This window comes from Vibrio sp. 1180_3, assembly GCF_029478545.1.
GTDB lineage: Bacteria > Pseudomonadota > Gammaproteobacteria > Enterobacterales > Vibrionaceae > Vibrio > Vibrio aestuarianus.
This window is the reverse complement of the sequence record NZ_SJFM01000072.1, coordinates 1-4,563: the sequence shown is the minus strand read 5'-3', so window position 1 is coordinate 4,563 and position 4,563 is coordinate 1. Positions and strand designations below refer to the sequence as shown.

Sequence of the window (4,563 nt, the reverse complement as noted above, 5' to 3'; positions counted from 1 at the left end):
TCAAACTCTTCCCGAAAAGTGCCACTGGCGAGATAGTTGAGAAGCAGAGATTTGTCCGGTGTGTAGCTAGAAAACCCAAAGCCTTTCCACCCTAAATTCACCGTTTTTCTTAACCCCAGCTAACGCCCAATTAAGTGGTGAACAACGCACTGGCCAAGCCGCTGCATTGCACCGTAAAACACTTTACCTAACGCATAGTAAAACTGCCACGCGTTGAGAATCCACTTGAATTGTTTGTTATGTGAATTTTACCGTGAATTCAAAGTAAGCCACCGTAGAAACGAAGAAATTTGAATAAGTTACGTAAAAAACCGATGCTTACCAAACCCTAAATTTCACAGCGATCTTAGCCGAAGAGAGCCACTTACAGAATCGACAACAAAGAAAGCGCCCTTTCAGCAACCGCTAAATTTTTTGCGTCACCAGATTTTCAGAGCTGAATGTCAGCAAGAAAACCAGTCAAAAAGACATTTCAATTAAAGCGATTTAAAACCAACGAAACTCAACACAAACCAGCTCCAAAACTCAATTGAGGCAACCCAAGAACCTTGAAAACGATCAATCTCAGGTTGTTCAGAATCCATTTCGACCAAGCCAACTTGCCGAAAACACGAAACGAATTATCAATGAAATCGTAGCTTTGACCTTAAAAACTCATCAAACACATAACGCCCAATTAAGTGGTGAACAACGCACTGGCCAAGCCGCCGCATTGCACCGTAAAACACTTTACCTAACGCATAGTAAAACTGCCACGCGTTGAGAATCCACTTGAATTGCTTGTTATGTGAATTTTACTCGTACGTCTTACCGTTGTGCTTTAACCAACCATGCGGATGTTTATTGTTTGGATCATTGTGCGTCCAGTGCATGACACCACCTTTTTTGTTCCATTCATATTCACCGTAAAACTGGACTCGATCGCCAACTTTTAGATTTGGAACCCTAGGAGCTAAATCAATATTGTGAGCAACAAGTAAAGTTTGTTTACTGTCCAGTTTCAATATAAATTTTTGATGCCTACTCCCTTCGTTGTCATCAGGTAACAAGCGAATGACTGTGCCTGAGCCCTGAACTTGAAGATCACTTTGATGATTTTCATACGCATTTTTTAACTGATGATCATTAGCTTTAGCACCAATCGAAGCTAGACAAAAGACAGCTATAAATATAGCGATTAACTTCTTCATATACTCAATTTCTCCAATTCACATAACGCCCTGTTAAGGTGTGAGCAACGCAATACAGAAGCTCCTGCATACCACCTTAAACACTAAACGCAACGCATAGTAAAAATGCCACGCGTTGCGAATCACTCTTAAACAGATTGTTATGTTTATTCTGTTTCGAATTCTGCTATCAACTCTTCTACACGGGGGCGATAGGACTCATTGTGAGCAAGAAAGTCATTTAGAGACATAGTGGTACTGTTTTCTTCCCATTTAAAATGACTTACAGGTTTCGATGTACCTTGCCTTACTTGATATGTACCATCATCTAGCCTGTCTAGAAAGATATATGTTTCATCATCATGTCCACGAACTTTATAAAATATTTGTTTAGTTTTCATAAGGTGCCTTTTTCAATTTCTATTCCATCAACATCATATTTGACGAACGATACTGTAGTGCTTTGAGGAGGATAGATGCTCATGCTATCCCTTACGATGTACTTGGCGATTAGCTCCCCGTTTTGATCTAATTCGTCATAACCATAAATGTCAGTATCACGACCTTTTCGTTGCTCACTTTTGCAACTTTTTCTGACAAGCTTATGGCTCTTTGGAATATTCAGTTTTTCTTCATACATACCTAACTCCTTAATAAACATAACGCCGCATTAAGGTGTGAGCAACGCTACGACAACACTAAAACTCTGTGCCTTAAACGCAAAACCCAACGCGAAGCCGGAAATGCCAAGCGTTGGGAATCACTCTTAAATGCTTTGTTATGTAGCGGAGTCAGTAAAGATTGAATCTATAGTAGGTATCGTTCCTCGCATATTAGCCATAACCACACTACTTTTAATGTAATAAACAATCTCATCATTTGATAATTCTAAAGCTTTAACCAGAGCGTTTTCTACGCAAGCATATTCGCCTTTTTGATATGAAACAATTGCTTCATTAAAAAACATAATAGCTTTTGAGTGACAATCGGAGTCACATAGCATTTTCGCTGACTGCATGTACTTACAAGCCTGCTCTACGTCGCCACTAACCGCCAATACTGCAGCTAAATTTGAGATCGCATAAGATGAACTTTCCTCACCTTTTTCAATTGTTCGTGTAAGTACTTTCCTTGCTTTTTTTGTCAAACCATTATGAAAAAGGGCAAAACCAACGTTGTTTGCACTGGAATCTCTAACAACTTCATTCGTACGCCCAACAATCCTTTTAGCAACAAAAAGTATGATAATACTAATAATAGCCAGTAACGGTAAAAATACATTCAAGAACCCACTTAATTCTGACTTTTTATCTTTAGGGATAAGATATGTAATACCTTCTACACCTACACTTTGATCACTACGTAAACTTACTTGAATTTCATGACTTGTAGGCAGTAAATAAGTTACTGTAAGGCTTTCCCCAGAAAGTAAGGAGCTAATTTCTATATCAATTTGGTCATTAGCTTGATTTAGCTGATGATGAATTTCCACACCATTTTCAGATTCAATGTTATATTCTAGAAAAGATGAATTATTCATTGATATGCTTGCTTTTACATCACTAGCACCCAGTTCGCCTACGTTCGCTATTCGAACTACACCAATTGCCAGCTTATTATTTTCACCAGAAAATGAAACCTGACGATCAATTTGATATGTCAATTTTTCAATTTTCGAGCCTGACTCATTAGTAAAATAATAAACAGCCAGACCACCAATTATAGTTACAGCGAGTGTAACAATTGCACCTATAATTACTTCTTTCCAGCGCAAACTTTTTCTCCAGTATGATTTTTTTAATTTGGCGCGAATTATACATCAAGCTGCAATTAACTCAACCAAATGCATATAGCTACATAACGCCCAATTAAGTGGTGAACAACGCACTAACCAAGCCGCTGCATTGCACCGTAAACACTTTACCTGACGCATAGTAAAACTGCCACGCGTTGAGAATCCACTTAAATTGTTTGTTAGGCAACTACGCCCCGAGTAGTTTGCCGATTTCTTGCACTACTGGTTTTAGCTCATCGGGACATGCTATCTCCCATGAACTAAAATAATCCTGAAGACTATCTTCCGGATTAACAGGCCATTTATTAATATACCCCACTGCTTTCCAGGCAGTATTGTCACGTAGGAAAATGGGCATAAGATGTAATGCGATTATGCTGTTTTTATTTCTAATGCAAGAGTCCATTTTTAATGACTGAAAGTTTTCTTCAAGCCATTCTGCAAATTTATCTTGCTGAGGAATATCTACAAGCATATTTTGAACGTAATCATTTAAGCTAGGAGCATAACTACTCATAAATGGTAACGGTGCTGAGTGCTCCCAATCTTCACTCATTTTAAGCATGTTGCAGAATGATGCTAACTCACATAGTGACTCTTCCAACCATTTAAAAACATGCCCTCTTTGGTCTGCAAAGTTTGCATGAACATGACAAAGTTCATGTGATAATTGATAAGCGATCTTTGACCAAAGGTTACCTTTTACCGAAGAAAGAAAAATAAGAGTTCTATCATCAGCAATTTTGTCAAAATTAGCCATTGGGCAATCACGATTTGGTTCATTCAAAATCAACAATTTTGGAAAAGATGTTTTATTGACCATTTCCATGAAAGTAGTGACGATATTATTTACCAGAGCCGTTGTAATATGACTTTCTGAATCAGGCCAAGAACCTGCTATTTGCACATCGATATTCAATTTATTCCTCCTAGTTGCCTAACGCCGCATTAAGTGGTGAGCGACGCTAAACACCAATGCCTCGACAAACCACTTAAAACACAAAAACTGAATTTACACTAAAACCGCCAAGCGTTGCGAATCCGTCTTAAATGCTTTGTTATGCAAATTCAATAAGATAAACAAGAAGTTACACCAAATTTGATTAAGAAAACAATCAAAATATTGGTTAAGTGAATCAAGAATCAGCCAAAGCCTGAAACGTGATAAATAAGCCGCCAAAACAAAGTCCACCTTTCAACGACAAACCAAGCTTTTGAATGAAACAAAATCACCGAGCAAGACTTTCAGCAAATGCGAAATGACCGATTAACTTGCCCTTTCCACACTTTGCACCCGCTAAACTGACAACGCGCCAACGCTAAAACCAATTGAGGCAAACAAAGAAATTTGCCTGTTTTACGGTTTGAGTTAACCAAGAATTTGAGGGTAAAAATGCTCATTTGCCGACAACACAAAACGAATAGCCGGAGAAATCCCAAAAGATTGAACCCCTAAATTTACCTGAGTTGCATAACGCCCAATTAAGTGGTGAACAACGCACTGGCCAAGCCGCTGCATTACACCGTAAAACACTTTACCTAACGCATAGTAAAACTGCCACGCGTTGAGAATCCACTTGAATTGTTTGTTATGTGAAT

General features: G+C 38.4%; 6 protein-coding genes. All 6 read right to left on the bottom strand.

Going from position 1 to position 4,563, the window contains the following annotated elements; all coding sequences use genetic code 11:
* Nucleotides 1–794: 794 nt before the first annotated feature.
* Nucleotides 795–1,190, bottom strand: a complete 396-nt coding sequence (locus tag EYW48_RS20385) for a DUF3465 domain-containing protein (protein ID WP_088899996.1) — start codon at nt 1,188–1,190, stop codon at nt 795–797.
* A 146-nt stretch (nt 1,191–1,336) separates the two neighbouring features.
* A complete protein-coding gene (locus EYW48_RS20375; protein ID WP_277432963.1) occupies nt 1,337–1,570 on the bottom strand; it encodes a hypothetical protein in 234 nt (77 codons plus the stop codon).
* The gene (locus tag EYW48_RS20370; RefSeq protein WP_171981806.1) at nt 1,567–1,809 is read right to left on the bottom strand and encodes a hypothetical protein; all 243 of its coding nucleotides are present in this window, start codon (nt 1,807–1,809) and stop codon (nt 1,567–1,569) included. The genes EYW48_RS20375 and EYW48_RS20370 overlap by 4 nt, the downstream gene beginning before the upstream one ends.
* Before the next feature lie 138 nt (nt 1,810–1,947).
* The gene (locus EYW48_RS20365) at nt 1,948–2,943 is read right to left on the bottom strand and encodes a hypothetical protein (RefSeq protein ID WP_277432962.1); all 996 of its coding nucleotides are present in this window, start codon (nt 2,941–2,943) and stop codon (nt 1,948–1,950) included.
* A 208-nt stretch (nt 2,944–3,151) separates the two neighbouring features.
* On the bottom strand, nt 3,152–3,883 hold the full coding sequence (locus EYW48_RS20360) for a hypothetical protein (protein ID WP_025590671.1): 732 nt from the start codon (nt 3,881–3,883) through the stop codon (nt 3,152–3,154).
* 450 nt (nt 3,884–4,333) lie between these two features.
* Nucleotides 4,334–4,563: hypothetical protein (locus EYW48_RS20355; protein ID WP_277432961.1), on the bottom strand; the 230-nt coding region annotated here is incomplete at its 5' end.

Excerpts from the sequence above, each read along its gene's own strand:
- EYW48_RS20370 (WP_171981806.1), bottom strand. The coding sequence starts at position 1,809 with ATGTATGAAGAAAAACTGAATATTCCAAAGAGCCATAAGCTTGTCAGA.
- EYW48_RS20375 (WP_277432963.1), bottom strand. The coding sequence starts at position 1,570 with ATGAAAACTAAACAAATATTTTATAAAGTTCGTGGACATGATGATGAA.
- EYW48_RS20385 (WP_088899996.1), bottom strand. The coding sequence starts at position 1,190 with ATGAAGAAGTTAATCGCTATATTTATAGCTGTCTTTTGTCTAGCTTCG.